Annotated in this window: 16 protein-coding genes; 8 read left to right on the top strand and 8 right to left on the bottom strand. The window is 43.6% G+C overall.

From position 1 onward, the window contains the following. Positions 1-333 precede the first annotated feature (333 nt). The 4 genes from ABV001_RS03210 to ABV001_RS03195 all read left to right on the top strand — a co-directional run bounded on the left by ABV001_RS03210 (position 334) and on the right by ABV001_RS03195 (position 1,848). Positions 334-540, top strand: a complete 207-nt coding sequence (locus ABV001_RS03210; protein WP_352421479.1) for a helix-turn-helix domain-containing protein — start codon at positions 334-336, stop codon at positions 538-540. Between the two features lie 498 nt (positions 541-1,038). Further along, a complete protein-coding gene (locus ABV001_RS03205) occupies positions 1,039-1,374 on the top strand; it encodes a hypothetical protein (RefSeq protein ID WP_352421478.1) in 336 nt (111 codons plus the stop codon). Beyond that, complete coding sequence (locus tag ABV001_RS03200) at positions 1,364-1,708, top strand: type II toxin-antitoxin system RelE/ParE family toxin (protein WP_352421477.1); 345 nt, start codon at positions 1,364-1,366, stop codon at positions 1,706-1,708. The genes ABV001_RS03205 and ABV001_RS03200 overlap by 11 nt, the downstream gene beginning before the upstream one ends. Beyond that, complete coding sequence (locus ABV001_RS03195; RefSeq protein WP_352421476.1) at positions 1,705-1,848, top strand: DUF1016 N-terminal domain-containing protein; 144 nt, start codon at positions 1,705-1,707, stop codon at positions 1,846-1,848. Before ABV001_RS03200 ends, ABV001_RS03195 begins: the two co-directional genes overlap by 4 nt. Here the strand turns inward: ABV001_RS03195 and ABV001_RS03190 are convergent. After that, complete coding sequence (locus ABV001_RS03190) at positions 1,837-3,051, bottom strand: FAD-dependent oxidoreductase (protein ID WP_352421475.1); 1,215 nt, start codon at positions 3,049-3,051, stop codon at positions 1,837-1,839. The genes ABV001_RS03195 and ABV001_RS03190 overlap by 12 nt on opposite strands. A gap of 233 nt (positions 3,052-3,284) precedes the next feature. On the opposite strand from ABV001_RS03190, the gene ABV001_RS03185 reads away from it, so the two are divergent. The 3 genes from ABV001_RS03185 (at position 3,285) to hemN (ending at position 8,175) form a co-directional block, all read left to right on the top strand. Further along, positions 3,285-5,369, top strand: a complete 2,085-nt coding sequence (locus tag ABV001_RS03185) for a TonB-dependent receptor (protein WP_352421474.1) — start codon at positions 3,285-3,287, stop codon at positions 5,367-5,369. Positions 5,370-5,396: 27 nt separating this feature from the next. Further along, a complete protein-coding gene (locus tag ABV001_RS03180; protein ID WP_352421473.1) occupies positions 5,397-6,629 on the top strand; it encodes an MFS transporter in 1,233 nt (410 codons plus the stop codon). A 178-nt stretch (positions 6,630-6,807) separates the two neighbouring features. Then, a complete protein-coding gene (hemN, locus tag ABV001_RS03175; protein ID WP_352421472.1) occupies positions 6,808-8,175 on the top strand; it encodes an oxygen-independent coproporphyrinogen III oxidase in 1,368 nt (455 codons plus the stop codon). A gap of 384 nt (positions 8,176-8,559) precedes the next feature. Here hemN and ABV001_RS03170 read toward each other — a convergent pair whose 3' ends face one another. The 3 genes from ABV001_RS03170 to ABV001_RS03160 all read right to left on the bottom strand — a co-directional run bounded on the left by ABV001_RS03170 (position 8,560) and on the right by ABV001_RS03160 (position 11,010). Beyond that, positions 8,560-9,573: a FecR family protein gene (locus ABV001_RS03170; RefSeq protein WP_352421471.1), complete on the bottom strand. Its 1,014-nt coding sequence runs from the start codon at positions 9,571-9,573 to the stop codon at positions 8,560-8,562. Between the two features lie 124 nt (positions 9,574-9,697). Next, on the bottom strand, positions 9,698-10,249 hold the full coding sequence (locus ABV001_RS03165) for an RNA polymerase sigma-70 factor (RefSeq protein ID WP_352421470.1): 552 nt from the start codon (positions 10,247-10,249) through the stop codon (positions 9,698-9,700). 35 nt (positions 10,250-10,284) lie between these two features. Continuing rightward, entirely contained in the window at positions 10,285-11,010 is a 726-nt protein-coding gene (locus tag ABV001_RS03160; RefSeq protein ID WP_352421488.1) for a 3-keto-disaccharide hydrolase, read from the bottom strand. 302 nt (positions 11,011-11,312) lie between these two features. On the opposite strand from ABV001_RS03160, the gene ABV001_RS03155 reads away from it, so the two are divergent. Then, a complete protein-coding gene (locus ABV001_RS03155) occupies positions 11,313-12,080 on the top strand; it encodes a gamma-glutamyl-gamma-aminobutyrate hydrolase family protein (RefSeq protein WP_352421469.1) in 768 nt (255 codons plus the stop codon). A gap of 97 nt (positions 12,081-12,177) precedes the next feature. Here the strand turns inward: ABV001_RS03155 and ABV001_RS03150 are convergent, their stop codons facing one another. From ABV001_RS03150 to hypD, 4 genes are all read right to left on the bottom strand, one after another. Continuing rightward, positions 12,178-12,954: a Cof-type HAD-IIB family hydrolase gene (locus ABV001_RS03150; RefSeq protein ID WP_352421468.1), complete on the bottom strand. Its 777-nt coding sequence runs from the start codon at positions 12,952-12,954 to the stop codon at positions 12,178-12,180. 123 nt (positions 12,955-13,077) lie between these two features. Continuing rightward, positions 13,078-15,327 (bottom strand): S9 family peptidase, encoded by a 2,250-nt coding sequence (locus ABV001_RS03145; protein WP_352421467.1) that lies wholly within the window; start codon positions 15,325-15,327, stop codon positions 13,078-13,080. Between the two features lie 154 nt (positions 15,328-15,481). After that, positions 15,482-16,387, bottom strand: coding sequence for a glycyl-radical enzyme activating protein (locus ABV001_RS03140; RefSeq protein WP_352421466.1), 906 nt, complete (start codon positions 16,385-16,387; stop codon positions 15,482-15,484). Between the two features lie 12 nt (positions 16,388-16,399). After that, entirely contained in the window at positions 16,400-18,763 is a 2,364-nt protein-coding gene (gene hypD, locus ABV001_RS03135; RefSeq protein WP_352421487.1) for a trans-4-hydroxy-L-proline dehydratase, read from the bottom strand. Positions 18,764-18,871 lie beyond the last annotated feature (108 nt).

Below are 18,871 nucleotides of genomic sequence, written 5' to 3'. Positions count from 1 at the left end.
AGCATAGCGTTTATCATTTCCCGCAATGAATGTTTTCGCTTCCTTTCTTTGGTTTCTACTATATTCTTTATAACTTGCCACTGTTTATCAGTGAGGTTGGTTGGATAATCACTCATAACTTATGTCTTGGTAACCATAAAGCTACGAAATAACATCTAATCAACCAACTGATATTCAATATATTATATTAATATTCTAAATTCAAAACAGGTTCTAAGGAGTATGAAGAATATAAAGGGTTTGTATTTATTAATTTTGGTTTTGTATTTATCAAATGCAAAAAATTTGGCTTATCTTTAATGAGAGTATATAAAGCCAATAAATCGCATTAATATGGAAACTGTTGAGCAAAAATCAAAAAATACGCATCAAGACCATGCCATTAGGCGTTATCGTCATACATTAGGCGTTAAACAGGAAGCTCTGGCTGCTGATATGGGAATCAGTCAGGCTCTTGTATCTTTTTATGAAAAGAAAAAAGTTATCGAAGATGACATGGTCGTAAAATTCGCTAAAGCGTTGAACGTAGCCCCAACTTAATCAAGGAACTGGAAGAAGACCCTGTAACAGTGATTATTGAGAATAACAACCTTGACAATAATTCAGGTTCTGCATACAGCTATGTGGCAGGAGATAGAGTCATTAACAATCCGATAGATAAAATAGCAGAATTTTTGAGAAATTATTAGAAAAGGAGCGGGAAAAGATTACGTTATTAGAAAAGTTGCTACAGGAAAAGAAATAAGATTTGCGGAATATGTTGTCACCATCAGCGAATAGCAGGAATTAGAAGAAAGTGCAACTGTTCGGAAATTCCGAACAGTTCGATTGAAAGGGAAGCATCAAGTTGTCCTTAACCTGAGCTATTATAACTTGAATGCCAGTATATCTTGTTCTCGAATGATGAGCTTCGCCACTCAGAAAATAAAAATCACCCTGCCCAAAAGTTTAGGAGAACAAAACGGGAGAATGATATTTTGCCAGTTTGTAAAAATATTATATCTTTACCCATATTAATCAATTAACAGACAAGAAGTAATGGAAACGAAAAAAGGAAAACAACATAAAGAAAAAAACGCGCATAATGTATCTGAGCCCCAAGCCCGTTACAATATTGATGTCAACGCGCTCAAATTGGCCGGCATTAATGCTTTGATGAGCATTAACAATCCTGTAATACTAGAAAAAACGGTGAAATCATTGATAGAAACTGCCTCCCTTACCCGGAAATCAACAATAGTGATTGAAGAGGAAGAAACAATAGGCAAAGAGGAAATCCTGGCTAATATTCGCGAAGCCTTATTGGAGATTAAAGAGCGCAAACGCACCGGGCAAAAACCAAAAACAGCAGAGGAATTACTTAATGAATTATAAAATTAATACATCTTATCCTTTCGAACGTGAACTGAAACGTCTAAACAAAAAGTATCATTCTATAAAAAAAGACTATGCGGTTCTATTGGAAGAGCTTTATCGTAATCCTAATGCCGGAGTAAATCTCGGTAGTGGTATTCACAAAGTACGTATGACTATTGGGAGCAAAGGGCGGGGAAAAAGTCATGGTGCAAGAGTGATAACCGTTACTATTTTCGTTGATGTAGAAGATGTTGAAATCAATTTGCTCTATATCTATGACAAATCCGAACGAGACAATATCACTATCCGTGAAATCAAAGCATTGATAGAAGAAGTAGGATTACACTTTTGAGAGAAATTAGCTGGTCGCACAATTTAGCCATTTTTTCAAGGTGCAAAACCATAGAAGAAAGGGAGTTCTATCTGAATATCTGTAAAAAAGAATCATACAGTTTCAGAGAATTAGATCAGTACTGGAAATTAAAAATATAACCGATTGTACTCGTCAAATGAACGGTGCACACAGTCTTCCAGCGATTGGCCATAGAAATAATTTCCAAGCATAACAACCGAATCATTCAAGCGTACATCTTCAATCTGTTGCGCCATGCCCCGGTGTTGCATCCTCAATGAAGGTAACAGATGTGAAGTGAACTTTGTTTCCACAATATCTTCCGGACGAATCCCAAGCACCCTGCACGCAAGACCGGATATGCGTTCCCGATCCTGAATGGGTTGCCCGTAATGAAAAGAGAAACCACGCAAACCAGGGTGATCGACGCCATCCCGGGATACGGCCGAAAAGAAATCATCCGTCACAGGGATAATGCCGGCAACCTTTTCCACTGACAACCGGTCTTTCGGAACGACTATGTGCACTGTTCCCGATTCAACTATGGGAATAGATTGCAGTAGCTTTGCCATCGCCGGTTCTATTCGGTGCAACAAGTGAGATGCGACTTGTGGCGAAGTAGCGAACGCGACGCGTTTACCCAGGAAGCAATCACCTTTCCGGGTGGTAACAGAATAGGTTTGATCCACATATTGCACTTCAGAGACTTCTTCACCCATTAAATGATTAAAACCACTGGACTGCACAATACGCTCCAATAAAGAGGAAAGCCCCTGTTCAAAAGTGAATTTCCGGGGAAACTGCTTCAATCGCTCTTTTCGTCCTTTCAGGAAGAGTTCGCCCGGATAATTATCCGCATTCTGGGAGATCACAGCCCGGAACATGTTTGAAAACAGTCGGTCATAATTTCCGGAGCCGACTATCGGCCTGAAATAATCCCGTACCGTCTTTCCGCTCTTGGAAGTAAAAAAAATACGGGGACCGTGCATAAGTAAAGAAGGTACCGATACCTTGCTCATAGGGTTACTTATTTTCCCGTCGGCATAAAGCATATACTTATATCCTTCCACAGGCTGGACATATTGTTCGATACGCAGATCTGTGACCATCGATAACAAACGGGTATAGGAATTATAGCAGGTATGCGCTCCCAACTCCGCCCAAAAATGCGGATCATAGGAAGATACATGGGTCTGTACCTGTCCACCGAGACGCTGTTCTTTCTCCAGCAAGAGGACCTTTTCACCCCGTTGATGCAACTTATGGGCGAAAGTGATTCCGCTGATGCCTCCGCCGATAACGATACAATCATATAAAAAAGGGGGATTCCGGCTTGTTTCCATGCGGCAAAATAACATGAAAAATTTCATATTTCCAAGTGTGAGAAATGAAAATCTTCCTTACAGGGAAAAGATACGGTTTCCTCAAACAGATCAATATCACTACATATAGTGATTGCAGAATAGGTTTTTCCGCCTTACCTTTGCCTGCGAAAATCATATTACTGGACTTTTACTTATAAGTGAGCACCTAAAGCGGAAACCTTTAGATGTTCAGTTTTTTTAAAACATTCTCCGTGAACAGATATCTCTTTTTTATTACTTCGTTATATTTGGGTTCCTCCTTGATCATGGCCTCCGAACCGCTTATCGATAAAGATTCAACCTTGACGTATGCTATCGATGAAATAGAAGTTGTGGCATTCAAGGCCAATAAGGATCTGTCCATCCAGCCGGTTTCCGCCACCATCCTGTCGAAAGAGACGCTGCAAAACCATAATTTCATGAATATAAAAGAGATATCCGCTTTTGTCCCGAATTTCTTTATGCCCGACTATGGTTCCAGATTGACTTCCCCCATCTATATACGGGGCATAGGTTCACGGATCAATGCGCCGTCCGTCGGCCTTTACGTGGATGGAATCCCTTATTTCGACCGCTCCTCCTATGACTTCAATATCGGCGATATTGAAAAGATCGAGGTGCTGAGAGGATCCCAGGGTACAATTTACGGTCGGAATACGATGGGAGGGATCATCAATGTATATACGAAATCACCTTTCCGGCATAAGGAAACAACCGTCAGTGCATCCGTCGGGAATTACAACCATTACAAGGCGGAAGCATCCCATGTGGGACAGATAAACCATACGCTGGGTTACATCGTTTCAGCCAATTATTCGCACCGGGGAGGATATTTCGACAACCTCTATACCGGCAAAAAAGCGGACGGATCGGATGCCCTGGCAGGGAGAATCCGTTTGGGATGGCAGATCAACCCGCAATGGGTAGCTTACCTGACAACGGCCTATGAGTATTCCGACCAGGACGGATACCCTTATGGACTGTATGACGCGGAAACCAACAAAACGGATGCGGTCAATTATAACGAACGCTCCTACTACCGCCGCCAGATGTCGAACAACGGCCTGCATCTTAAATACACCACGGCGGATTATCAGTTGGACTCCCAATCGTCCTTCCAATATTTCGACGGTGAACAGGGAATTGACCAGGATTTTATGCCGGACGACCAGATTTATGTCACTTTTTCTCACCGGCAGAAAATGGTTTCCCAGGAGATCAATGCCCGGTCATTAAGAGATACACCTTACCAATGGCAAACGGGCCTGTTCGGCTTTTACCAGCATTACAGCCAGGATAACGATATTGAATACCGCCAGTCGGGAAACGGTATGCTCACAGATACAAAAAATCCTTCATCGGGTTTTGCCGTGTATCATCAATCCACTTTCAACGACCTGCTGACAGACGGGCTGTCCATCACACTCGGTTTGCGGTATGACTGGGAAAAAATAAAAATGGAAAACCAGACAAGAACCACCGGCACTAACGGAAAGGTGAATAATCCCATCTATAAGAAGAATACCTATTCGAAACTGACCCCCAAATTCTCCATACAATACCTGACAAACAAGCACCACCTGGCTTACTTTTCCCTCAGCCATGGTTATAAAGCCGGGGGATTTAATACCACAGCCGACCGTGAAGAGGATTGGACTTTCAAACCCGAACAGAGCTGGACATACGAGATCGGATGGAAAGGAAACGCTTTTGAAAATCGATTACAGACCGAGATAGGCTTATTCTATATCGATTGGCGGGATCAGCAGGTAACCCAAAAGAAAGCGACCGAACAAGGCTTCAAGTTAAGGAATGCCGGAAAATCGGTCAGCAAAGGGATAGAGATCACATCGCATATCCGTCCGGTTGACCAACTGCACGTCCTGTTCAATTGGGGATATACCCACGCGAAGTTCCGGGAATACCTGTATGATGAAAGCAAAGACATCGATTATGGAGGGAATTTCCTGCCGTTGGTGCCCCGCCATACTTTTAGCGCGGCGGGAGACTACACGTTGAATATAAAAGCAAGGCATCTCGAAAGCATCGTGTTGAATATGGAATATACCGGTATTGGTAAACTTTTCTGGAGTGAAAATAATGTCGCGGAACAACCCTTTTATCACACGCTGAACGGAAAAGTATCGTTCCACCACAAAAAGATGACGCTGTCCCTCTGGGCTAAGAATATAACAGACAGTTCATATATCGCGTACTACTTTGAGTCGATGGGGCATGAATTTGCCCAACGGGGTAAGCCTTTCACCATAGGAACGGATATACAATTGATTTTTTAACCACATCATATGAATTTTCAATATCGCATGAATGTCCAAAAAGGAGGTAAGCTGTTTACTTTTTTCTGCCTGTACATTGCACAGTCGATACCGATGAGCTTCTTCTCGACGGTATTGCCTGTGATTATGCGCCAGCAGAATTTTTCACTGGAGTTAATTGCCATGCTGCAATTCCTGAAACTCCCATGGATCCTTAAATTTTTATGGTCGCCTTTCATTGATCGCACGAGCACCCGGTTAAGCCATTACAAGCGCTGGATCTTCTCTTCGGAAATGATCTATGCCGCCATTATCCTCACTGTCTCATTCCTCGATTTTCAAGTCACGCCACTTTTAATTATCGGACTGATCTTCTGTTCGTTCATCGCGTCCGCCACCCAGGATATTGCCACCGATGCTTTGGCGGTTATTTCATTCAGCAGGAAAAACAAAAGCATGGTGAACAGCATGCAATCGATGGGCAGCTTCGGAGGCGCCATGATCGGCGGTGGCTTGTTACTGCTCATATACAACCGGTTAGGTTGGGAAACGCTCCTACCCTTCCTGGCCCTTTTTACGGTAATCTCCATTATCCCGTTGATTTTCTTCAAGGAGAGACACATGGAAGAGCCCATTCCTGAAAAGAAAATAGAGAAAATACGCCCGAACGACCTGCTGGGATTTTTTAAACAAAAGGGTATCTGGAAACAAATTGCTTTTCTGTTCCTCTATTATATGGGGTTGATCGGCATTCTGGCAATGGTCAAACCGATGCTGGTAGATTACGGATATAATATGAAGGAAATCGGTGTCATGTCGGGAGTGATCGGATCGTCTATTGGGTGTGTGGCTTCATTGGGTGCCGGATTTATCGTGCGCCGGATCGGACGTAACACCTCACGTATCCTGTTTGCCTGCCTGACATTGGTTACGACGGTCTATTTTTATTGCCTGGTAACTTTCCTTCCCGTCAATATATCCACGTTACATTTAGGGATTACCTTGTTGTGGGCAAGCTATGGGATGTCCACCATCATTGTGTATACCACTGCGATGGATTGTGTGCGGAAAGGGTATGAAGGCACCGACTTCACAATCCAGACGGTGATCACCCACCTGAGCAGTATGATTATCGCGGTACTTTCAGGAAAGATAGCCGGGAGTTTCGGATATGGCACTCTTTTTCTGGTCGAGATCGGCATCGCGGCACTTTCGCTGATTTATATTGTTATTATCTTTCGGGAGAAATCGATTTTTAATATGGCTAAGAAGATTGATTGAGATCGGAAAAAGAATTAAGAATTAAGAATTAAGAACTAAAAACTAAAAGTGAAGAAGTTGAGAAATTGAGAAATTGAGAAATTGAGAAGTTAAAATTTGACTATGTCTATTTGCAATTCATTATCAATTATCCATTGTCAATTGTCAATTAATAGAATGGCTCTAAATTTTCAATCAAATGAAACAAAACATCTTAAATAAATATAGTGTCCCGGTTCCCAGATACACGAGTTATCCACCCGCCAATTTCTTTTCCCCGGCATATACCACGGAACAGCACCGGCATGCCGTGGTTGAATCGAACAACAGGGAACCGTCCCATATCTCTATTTATATCCATCTGCCTTTTTGTTTCCAGATGTGTTATTATTGCGGTTGTAATGCTTTCCTGCTGACGGACAAAACCACTGCCTCCAAATACGTGGAAGCGGTAAAAAAAGAGATGCAAATGATCTTTCCTATGCTTTCAAAAGACCACAAAGTATCGCAGATCCATTACGGGGGAGGTACGCCGACAAGCTATTCGTTTACGGTGCTGAAAGAGATCAATGACTTAATTTTTAATGAATTCGATTGTATAGAAAATCCCGAAATCGCCATTGAATGCCATCCCGGATATATGACAGAAGAATATTGGGCAACGTTACCAGAGATCGGGTTCAACCGGATAAGCATCGGCGTGCAGGATTTCAACCGGGAGGTATTAAAAGCTTCCCGCCGCAAACCGTCCCGGCTGGAAATAGGTGAAATAATTGTCCGGCTTCATAGGCAAAAGGTATCTGTGAACCTTGATTTTATCTACGGATTACCATTGCAGACCGAAGCGTCATTCGCCGAAACCATCCGGGAAGCCATCGACCTAAAACCCGAACGGATCGTGACTTTCTCCTACGCCCATGTTCCCTGGGTAAATCCGTTACAAAAAAAACTGGAAGAAGTAGGACTACCGACGGTTACCGAAAAAGAAAAACTCTTCCATACTGCTTCCGGTTTACTGCAGGAAGCAGGCTACCGGCCCATCGGATTAGATCACTTCGTATTGCCCGAAGATGAATTGTATACAGCGGTACAGGAAAAGACGCTTCACCGCAATTTCCAGGGATATTGCACCCGGAGGACTACCGGACAGGTATATGCTTTCGGGGTGACGGGAATCAGCCAGTTGGCCGCTTCTTACAGCCAGAACACAAAAGATATCCCTACCTATATCTCACAGATTGAAAGAGAGGAATTGCCCGTGTTGAAGGGCTATGCATTAAACCCGGAAGAGCAAATCACCCGGGAGGTTATTTCTTCGCTTATGTGTAATAACTACGTCAGCTGGCAAGAGATCGCTACATCTTTCCGGACAACCCCGGAAAAAGTGAAAGCAACGCTGAACTACAATGAGAAAAATTTAACCGAACTGGAGGAAGACGGACTGATCGACCGGGATGAGGAAGGTATCCGGGTGCGTCCCGAAGCTACTCCCTTTGTACGAAATGTAGCTGCATCGCTAGACAAGCTGATGCTGCACACCGACAAACAATTCTCAAAACCGATGTAGTGATATCGACGATTTCGATACCGGTTCAATTTTCCGGATATTTCTCCAATGTAATTTTATCGAAATTCTGATTACACAACTATTATTTCCTCCTTTTGTTTTGTCCATTAGACAGTATATATATTTGTTCAATGAATTGAACAAGATGATATGTCAAAGTTAGAAATTATCAAAGAGGTAATATTAGAGAATCGCACAGTAACGATTTCAACCCGGGGAGCTTTTTACGACTCAAGCTTCCCGGCTCTTTTTTTCATGGGAAAACTCTCCTTTTTTTATGCTTGATTTAATTATCTCATATGATTAAAACTTTCATTTTCAAAGGTATCATATGGAACTCGCTTTTAATCATGTTCTTGTATAATAATGATTATTATGCTCGTTTCATCTTATATAAATAGTATTATTATTTGCCGTCCATTTCAATCCGGGATTCAATGTTTCCAAAACAGTCAACACTTGCTGAACATTCTCATAAGGGGTATATTTGACAGAAAATCGTCCTCCGCCGTATTTTCTTACGTCATAATAGACAGTAACATTGAAACGACGCTCTATGGTATGAATGATTTCTTCAAAAGAAGCTTCTTCAAACACCAAATATCCTTCTCTCCATCTGGAGACAAGTTGCGCATCAACCTCCAACCTGGATGTTTTCCCCTGACGATGGTCATAGATTAACTGCTCATTGGGACTGATCACTTCCGATGCATTCACCTTTCCGATAACATCTACCCTTACCGATCCTTCCTCCAGGGTAACAGCCATAGTACCCACATCCACATAAGATTTCACGTTGAATGTGGTGCCGAGGGCTTCTACCTGCATATATTGGGTTTTTACGATAAAAGGCCGTTCAGGGTCTTTTTTAACCTGGAAAGTTGCCTCTCCGCTCAGGAACAGGCTCCGGCTCGGTCCGGAAAAGTCATCGGAGTATAACAACATGGAGCCGGCATTCAGCCATACTTCAGAACTGTCAGGCAAAAGCACCTGTTTCATTTCCCCATCAGGAACAATATGTTCCACTATTTCTGTTTTTGGAGTAGATTGACCCATAGAATCCGATTCAGTGTGCATCATCCAATAGGTAAGTAATCCACCTATAACGGGCAAAAGTAATATCGATGCGATCCGAAGCAACCGCCGCGGTAATGCCAAGGTTACTGTTTTTTTATTCTTACCAACCTTACCGATCCTCCTGTTTATCTCGTCCAAAGCCCGCAGAGTGCAAGCATTGGCCTCTGCCTCTTCCCCCTCCCATAATTCATTCAGGACCTCGGTCTTTACCGCGCTGTCCTCTTCACGGGTAAACCATTGTTGAAATTTAAGCACAGATTCTTTTGGGAAATCATTCTCAAAAAAACGCGTTATCAATATGCGGATATGGTGTTTATCCATTGTATATTATTGTATTCTTTAACCGGTAGTTATTCAAAGATTATCTCAATCATGCCGGATTCATTCTCTATATTAAGGTAGACAGGAAAACCGGGGAGAACGCACAAGCCAATGTGCATTTTTTTTAGAAAAATAAAAAAGAAACATGTTGAAGCGCTTTTCTCAAATCACTCAAAGCATTGGAAATATGGTTTTCTACCGTTCGTTTATTGATATTAAGACGGGAGGCGATTTCATCACTCGAAAAACCTTCCTTCCGACTCATTTTGAATATTCGCTGACGTTGCTCCGGCATCTGAGAGATCACAAGGTCAATTAATAGAGAAAGGTCTTTGGCAAACATATCCTGCTCCGGCTCATACGTCTCAGGCTGATCCAACCGACTGAGTGTATATTTTTCCTTTACAAGGTTATGCTCGTAGTGGTTATAGATCAAATGCCTTGCCATGGTAAACAAATAAGCCTTGAACGATCTGACTTCTCCCATCATTTCACGATTCACCCACACTTTATAGAATATCTCTTGCGCCATATCAAACGCTTCCTCCTCATTTTTTATAAAACCATATAAAAAATGATAAACCTTAGGGTGATATGAAAGGAATAATAATTCGTACGACCGATGGTCCCCCTCAGAAAGATTTGTCAGGCATTCTATTTCAAGTTGCTTATCCAATGTAAAAGAATTTCACTCGTAAAAAGAGAGTTTCTTTAAAGTTCCCTTATCCAAATATTCCGGAAACTGATAGGCGCACTCGGGTCGCCATGGTCTTGCAAGGAGATGGGACCGGCGCCATGTTCCTTCACTTGCGGGAAACCGATATACTCGGTCGTCCCCAGTATGGTGGTGTTATTTTGCAGCAGAACGCCGTTTTGCAACACAGTTACCCGCGGAAGCGTACGATAACTCCCGTCTTTTTTGAATGTAGGAGCCGTGTAAATGATATCATACGTATTCCATTCACCGGGCTTTCGCATGGCATTCACCAACGGTGGCGTCTGTTTGTAAACGCTCCCGGTTTGGCCGTTCACATAGGTTTCGTTCTCGTAGCAATCGAGAATCTGAATCTCGTACATTCCCTGCAAAAACACGCCGCTATTGCCACGTGCCTGGCTTTTACCCTCTATTCCTTCGGGGATACGCCATTCTATATGCAATTGGAAATCGTTGAATTTTTGTTTCGTGCGGATATCACCGGTTCCTTTTTTTACGGTGAAAACACCGTCAGCGACCGTCCACCCCGCTGCCTTGCCATCTTTGTTTTCCCACTGCGAAAGGTCTTTCCCGTCGAAGAGAATGATAGCGTCGGAAGGTGCAGGTATAGGCTGTTCACATATTTTTCCGGGCGTGACCACCGGCGGTTGCGGTTGCCAATATTCGCTCATTTCCGGTTTCATGGGCGCACGTTCGGGATACTGTCTTTCTTGCTGCGCCATTGCCACAAATGGCAACGCAACTCCTAATAGGATTGAAATGTTTAATCGTTTCATTTTCAAAATGATATTTTAAATATGTTTAAAAAAACGAAGAATATCAACGATCTGCGATAGATCATTTTTTGGATTCTGTTCCATTGATGTGGTATGTTGTTTAGAATTACCTCACAAGTATACTATGGATTTTCATGGTATGCAAATTTTCAACCACTTTTTCAAAGAAATAACGATAAAAAGTTGTCACAAAAATACGTAACTTTGGCATCCGGAACAACGTGATAAATAATAATAACGGTAGCAATATGAAACGAAAAATCCTACTATCCATTGTGCTGATATTTATGGTTATATCTGCTTATTCTCAGAAGAATCCTATTATCGGTGTATCCTCTGTCGCCAGCGAAAACTCCGCATCCGCTCCACTTACCTATATCCATTCGATCAAAAAAGCGGGGGGCGTTCCTCTTGTAATTCCTATAACCTCCGATAAGGTGGAGCTTGAGCGTATTTTGGATGTAATAGATGGTCTTGTCATGACCGGTGGGGAAGATATTGACCCGCTAAAATGGTTTAACGAGGAGCCTGTTCGTGCCATGGGTGGTATTGCCCCGGGAAGGGATGAGTTCGATATTACTCTTATCAGAATGGCAGTAGAAAAGGGACTACCTGTATTGGGTATATGTCGTGGAGAACAAGTTATGAATGTCGCTTTCGGCGGGACACTTTATCAAGACATCCCATCACAGGTGAAAGACACATTTGTAAAGCACTCTCAAAATGCCCCAAGCAGCTATGGAACACATACTATCGATATTGATAAGAGCTCAAAACTCCATAAAATACTCGGCAGAGAGTCGGTAGCAGTGAACTCTTTTCACCATCAGGCAGTAAAGGATATCGCCAAAGGGTTTAAGATCACGGCAAGAGCGAAAGATGGTATTGTAGAGGCTATTGAAAAAGAGGGTGACCAATTCGTTGTAGGAGTACAATTCCATCCCGAAGGATTGGTATCCGGAGGAGACAGCACATTCCTGCCACTGTTCGAAGCACTCATAGAGGCGACGAAATAGAGAAGGCATTACAGTCAAATCTTCCTTTTAGATATTGAACAACTTATCCAGTTTTCTCCAAAGTTCGAAACAAGATCGGAAATTGCGTCGACAAATGCTATATCAACCCAAAATGCTGTAGTGCTTTGAGGACGCCGTCATTATCGACTGAATCGGTTATATAATCTGCCGCCTGCTTGACATCGTCCTTCGCATTTCCCATTGCCACACCAATCCCGGCATGACGAAGCATCTCGATATCATTCCCCCCGTCACCGAAAGCCATTGTCTCGTCCAATGAAAATCCAAAATAATTACAGAATTGGTCTATACCAACCCCTTTGTCCACCCCTTTCGCTATCACATCGGCAAAAGTGGGATACCAGCGCATAGCAGAGCAATTCGGCAACAGATTCATCACTTCTTCTTCCTGCGAATCTTTGAAAAATGCGGTCAACTGGAATAGTTCCTTATCACGGTAGTAATCAAGTTCCTCTATCTGCGGTAAATCCTGTTTGAGCAGAGTCATCAGGAATTTCGCCTCTTCGTCAATATAATTGTAAGCAAGGCGATTCTCTTCCACGAAGAGGCAGGGAAACTCTCTTTCCTGCTGTAAATAATCAATGAAATGATTGACATCCGACGGATCTATACTTTTTTTGAATATCACATTATCCGTTCCCTGCAGACAATAACAGCCGTTCATCGTAATATATCCGTCGAATTCCATATCGTCGAGATTATTAATTACGGAAAAGTGCCTGCCGGTGGCGATAAATACTTTAACTCCTTTTTTCCTGATCGTCTCGATCGCTTTCCGGGCGGAATCGGGTATCCGATGTGTGTTGAAACTGACCAAAGTACCGTCAATGTCAAAGAATATTGCTTTTACCATAGATGCTTATAACCTAAATTTCACACAAAGGTATACAATATTCTCCATCAGACCTAAACTTAAAAAACAGGCTACTGAAAAACTATTCTAGTGAGCCCGAAGTCTTGGTTCTGACTCTTGGTTCTAAAAGTCTTTACTCTTCACAACATTCCACTCCGGCGCATCCATACCCCAAAGATGTTTCATGAAAAAATCGCGTCGTTTTCTTTCACCATATTTTTCCCCCGAAGTATGTCTGACACCTGGAAGCATCACGAACTCAAATTCTTTATCGTGTTTAATCAATTCATTCACCACCTGTAATGTGCTCGACGGATCTACATTATTATCCAGTTCACCGAGAATCAACATTAAATTTCCTTTCAGGAGGTGTGCATTCACCACGTTCGAACACTCTTCATAATGTTTGCCAATGGGATATCCCATCCACTGCTCGTTCCACCAGATCTTGTCCATCCGGTTATCATGACAGCCACAAGAGGCCACGCCCACCTTGTAGAAATCAGGATGGAACAACAGTGCCGCCATGGCATTTTGGCCTCCGGCAGATCCGCCATATATCCCTACCCGATCGATATCCATTTCCGGATATTTCTCTGCAGCCGCTTTCATCCAGGCAATGCGGTCGGGGAAGCCGGCATCTTTCAGATTTTTCCAGCATACATCATGAAAAGCTTTGGAGCGGTTTGCCGTTCCCATCCCGTCGATCATCACCGTAATAAATCCCAACTCAGCCAGGGCGCTGGGTCTGTATTCTACAGCAAACGATTTGGGTACATGCGAATCATGGGGTCCGGCATAGATATATTCGATGACAGGATATTTTTTTGTCGGATCGAAATTGGACGGGCGAATGATCATCCCCCATATATCGGTCTCACCATCCCGTCCTTTTGCTGAAAAGACTTCCGGCATCCGCCATCCGGCACCAACCACGTTTGATACGTCTGGTTGAATTTCGGGCTTATACACCACTTTCCCTCCATCCACAACGGAACGTATCACCATAGTGGGCACCAAATCCACTCTTGAGTAGACATCAAACATATACCGGTAATCTTTAGTGAAAGTCACATTATGCTGGGCATTCTCGGGAGTCAGTGCCGTTATCTTCCCGTTGTTCATATCCAAGGTATAGTATTTCTCCAGATAAGGATCTTCATCTTTATCCATACCACACGCCTTGAAAAGGACCTGCTTCCTTTTTTCATCCACATTCACCACGGTTTTCACCACCCACTCTCCTTTAGTCAGCTGTTTTTTTACCTTTCCTGACGGTACGTCATACAGGTAGATATGCCGCCAGCCGTCACGTTCCGAAATCCACAATAGCTCATCACTCTCCTTAAACCAATATTGGTACACCCCATTATAATGAATAAAGGTAGGGCTTTCTTCGTTCACCACCGGACGCAACGTTCCCGAATGTACATCCCCGGCATATATGATAAACTGCTGATGTCCTCTTTTATTAAAATCGAATGTAAAGAAATCGCTGCTTTTATCCCATTTTATATTGTTTAACTCATACTGAGACTCTACCTCAGGCACATCAAAGGAAATTATTTTATCTTCATCAAGCAAAAAAGCGACAGGCCGTCTTACAGGCAGCGCGTCCCCCGGTTTCAGATAATCAAGGGTTTCGATTTTAGGTTGCAGTTGGTCCTGCGGCGAAGAAGAGACCAATGTCAATTGTCGATCCGCTCCGGGACGGTATTTGCAAGATACAATCTTTCTGGAATCGGGCGACCAGTAGATATTCGATGAATAGTATTCATAAGGTGAGCCGTCATCACTTAATTTTTGGCTTTTACCGCTCTCCCTGTCCTTTATCCAAAGGTTACCTTCGGAAATATAGGCCTCTTTTTTCCCGTCAGGAGAAGGGACTTTCTCTTTGGAGTCCTCCCTGAATATCGTACTCCAATAGATATCCCTTCGCCAACTTTGTTCTTTTGCCATTGCCACTTTATAATCCGACAATGCAGCATAATAATCGGTTGTATCCACCCGGAAAAAGATGGAATCCTGCTGATTGCTAAACCTGAATTGCTGAAATGGAAGATTATAGGCATCCATCTTTTTATCCAATATTTTTGACAGGGAAGTGGCCAGACGCTCCTGATCAAATACATTTTTTTGTGTTTTCTGTTCAGGATCGATCATGTAAAATTCTTTTCCCCTGGGTGTTTGTGTCGTATAGACAAAACTATGCGAATCGTTCACAGCACGTATATTTGTTCCATTATAGTAAAACTTTGAAGTGAACCGTTCATGATAACGATCCGCCAATTGGTATAAACTATCTATGCTTTGTGCAGGCACAGATGACACAAAAATCAGGAAGAAAAAAAAGTAGCTAAACAGAGATTTCATTTTATTGATTGTTTAAGTTTTGACACTGCATTTTCTATCATATCGTGCGCTTATATTTTAAAATTTAAAAAATCCAATAAATCCAACTGAACATCTATCCTTTAGTTGTTTACATTTCATATATACGAAGGTTGAGTTATAATAATTTAGCGTATTAACCGCCAATAACCGTATTCAGGCCATTTTCTGTAAAGAGCGAGTGGATCTGTGCCATTCTCTCTTTGGACGGCTCAGACATACCCTCCTCGTTATAGACCTTACCTAATTTCTCATATTTTTTCGAAGCGATATTGTGATAAGGCAGTAATCCCACCACAGTCGGTTTTCGTTGTAATCCATTCAGAAAAAAGATAGTATCCGTTATATTTCGATCATCGGTATTGACTCCCTCCACCAACGGAATCCGGATATGAAATTCTTTATCGTGATCGGAAATCAACCGGAGGTTTTTCAGGATAAGCGCATTATCCGCTCCCACCCATTTACGGTGGGTTTGCGCATCCATCACTTTCAGATCATAAAGAAAAAGATCGGTATAGGAAAGGATATCTTCTATAACCGATGATTTCACACTGCCCGAGGTATCCACGGCACGATGAATCTCCTCCTCCCCGCACCGGATCAGCAGGCTTTTCAACGCTTCGGGATACATCAGCGGCTCACCACCGGAGAAGGTAACTCCACCACCCGACGAATCCATCATATTGGTCTCTTTTAGCACTGCTGTCATCACTTCTTCCTCGGAATAGTTCCGTCCACTCATCTCGATAGCTCTGGTGGGACATACTTCGGCACATTTCCCGCAGACGATACATTTATCGAAATCGGTAACGATGCCATCCGTTTTTGTCAGTGTGAGGGCGTTCTCAGGACATACCGACACGCATGATCCGCATCCGATGCATTTGCTTTTATTATACAGCTTCTCGGTCTTAAAAGAGATGCTTTCGGGATTATGGCACCATCGGCAGGATAGCGGACAGCCTTTGAAAAAGACCGTCACCCGCACTCCCGGCCCGTCATTGATCGAATACCGTTTTATATCAAAGAGGAATGGCATGGACGGATGTTGTTAGAACGATTCGTTTTCAGTACGCTCAATGATCTCCTGTTTCAGGTTCTCGTGCATATCGTTGAAATAATCGCTGTAACCCGCCATGCGTACCAACAGGTCTTTGTACTCTTCGGGATTGTCGCGGGCAGCAAGCAATGTAGCGGTATCCACAATATTGAATTGCACATGGTGTCCTCCCTGTGCAAAATAGCTCCGGATAAGGTTTCCCAATTTGTCCACATCTTCATCGCGCCTCAAAAGGCTGGGCAGGAAACGCAGGTTCAACAGCGTACCACCCGATTTTATCTGGTCCAGTTTACCCAAAGAGCGGATCACGGCAGAAGGGCCATGCGTATCGCACCCATGAGAAGGAGAGGTACCATCGGAAATGGCTTTTCCGGCCAAACGACCATTGGGCATGGCGCCCATCACATTGCCAAAATAATTATGGCAAGTGGTGGACAACATATTCAGATGGTATTTACCACCCGGTTTTCCGTTCGGTCGCCCATCGATCAGGTCGAACATATCGTCGTATATTTTTACTGCGATATCATCGGCATAATCATCATCATTTCCGAAGAAAGGGGTATGGTTGATGATCCGCTGGCGTAACACCTCTTCTCCCTCAAAATTGACAGAAATAGCATACAGCAACTGGTCCATCCTGACATCTTTCAGTTCGAAGACATGTTTTTTAAGGGAAGAGAGGGAATCGGTTATTGTTCCCAGGCCGGTACATTGGATATAGGTGGTATTATAACGTGGACCGCCGTTGTAATAATCGCGTCCTTTTTTGATACAATCGTCCATCAGCACCGAAAGGAACGTAGCCGGAAAATAGCGGGCGTACATCCGGTCGATATAATGATTGACCCTTATCTTCAGGTCGATGATATATTTCAATTGGGCATGAAAAGCCTGATATAGTTCATCGTAAGATTTGAAATCGCGTGGATCACCGGTCTCGACCCCCACCTTCTTACCGGTCACCGGATTGACACCGTTGCACAGCGTGATTTCCAATATTTTTGGCACATTCAGATAACCGGTCAACAAGTAAGCCTCTTTCCCGAACGCGCCTACTTCAATACATCCGCTGCATCCTCCTTCGCGCGCATCACGCAACGATTTTCCGGAGCGCAACATCTCCTGGATATAGACATCGGGGTTGAACACCGACGGGTATCCGTGTCCCTGGCGGATCACCTTGATGGCAGCATGCAGGAAACGGTTCGGCGTCACTGAGGCGATATGTACCGAATTGCCCGGTTGCAGGATATGTAACTCCTCTATCACTTCGAGCATCAGGTAGGAAACATCGTTCACCCCGTCTGAGCCGTCCGGTTTCACGCCGCCGATATTGATATTGGTAAAGTCGTTATAGGTGCCGCTTTCGTTGGCGGTGATCCCCACTTTGGGCGGAGCCGGTTGGTTGTTCACCTTGATCCAGAAGCAGCAGAGCAGTTCTTTTGCCTCCTCTCGCGTCAAGGTACCGTTTTCAATATCATTTTTATAGAATGGTGCCAGATGCTGGTCGAAATGACCGGGGTTGAATGCATCCCAACCGTTCAGTTCGGTGATTACTCCCAGGTGAACAAACCAATACATCTGGATGGCTTCCCAAAAGTTACGGGGGGCATGGGCCGGTACCCACCGGCAGACCTCGGCGATACGGTTCAACTCAACGATTCGTTGCGGGTCTTTTTCATTGCGAGCCAGTTCTTCCGCTTTCCCGGCATGGCGTTCTGCCAGACGGATGATCGCGTCGCAGGATATGGCCATACCACGCAACTGGTCTTCCTTGTCGAGTGCTTCGGGATCCGTGGTATAATCGAGTTGGGCGATTTCCTCCTCGATCTCCCTTTTGAAATCGAGCATTCCTCTCCGGTATATCTTCCCGTCCATGCAAGTATGTCCGGGTGCGCGCTGCTCCATAAATTCGGTGAAGAGACCGGCTTCATAAGCCGCTTTCCATTCGTCAGGGACATGGTCAAAAATGCGGTCGCGTTGTGAACGCCCTCTCCAATAGGGTATTACTTCACGACGATACGTGTCTATATCCTCTTCACTGATCGCATAACGTTGCTGTTCACGGGTATTCAGGACATTCAGGTCTTCCACCGAATGGCAGGTCAGTTCGGGAAATGTATAGACGGCCCTGGGTTTCTCCCCCCGTTCGCCGACAATCAGCTCATTGGTTCCGATATAGATCTGTTTCTTTTCGCAAATCTCCATGAAGTTCAGCGCCCGCATTACCGGTATAGCGTATTTACCGTCATTCTCGCGATAAAATGCCGTTTCTATCAGTGCCCGTTCGATGGAAAGGGATGCCGGGGTCGATATACTCTCTTCACGGAGAGCACGTATCCGGTCGTTCATTCCCGGTTTTGAGGAATCATTATAGTAGAAATTACCCTCCTGATTTGATTTCCGTTCAGGAATACGGTTTTTTGTTTTAAGCTCTTCAAACATGGCTTTGATTTGTTA

The sequence above is a fragment of the Proteiniphilum sp. genome (genome assembly GCF_040307845.1).
In the GTDB taxonomy this organism is placed as follows: Bacteria; Bacteroidota; Bacteroidia; order Bacteroidales; family Dysgonomonadaceae; genus Proteiniphilum.
The sequence above is the reverse complement of the archived record's forward strand: the minus strand, read 5'-3'. Positions and strand labels throughout refer to the sequence as shown.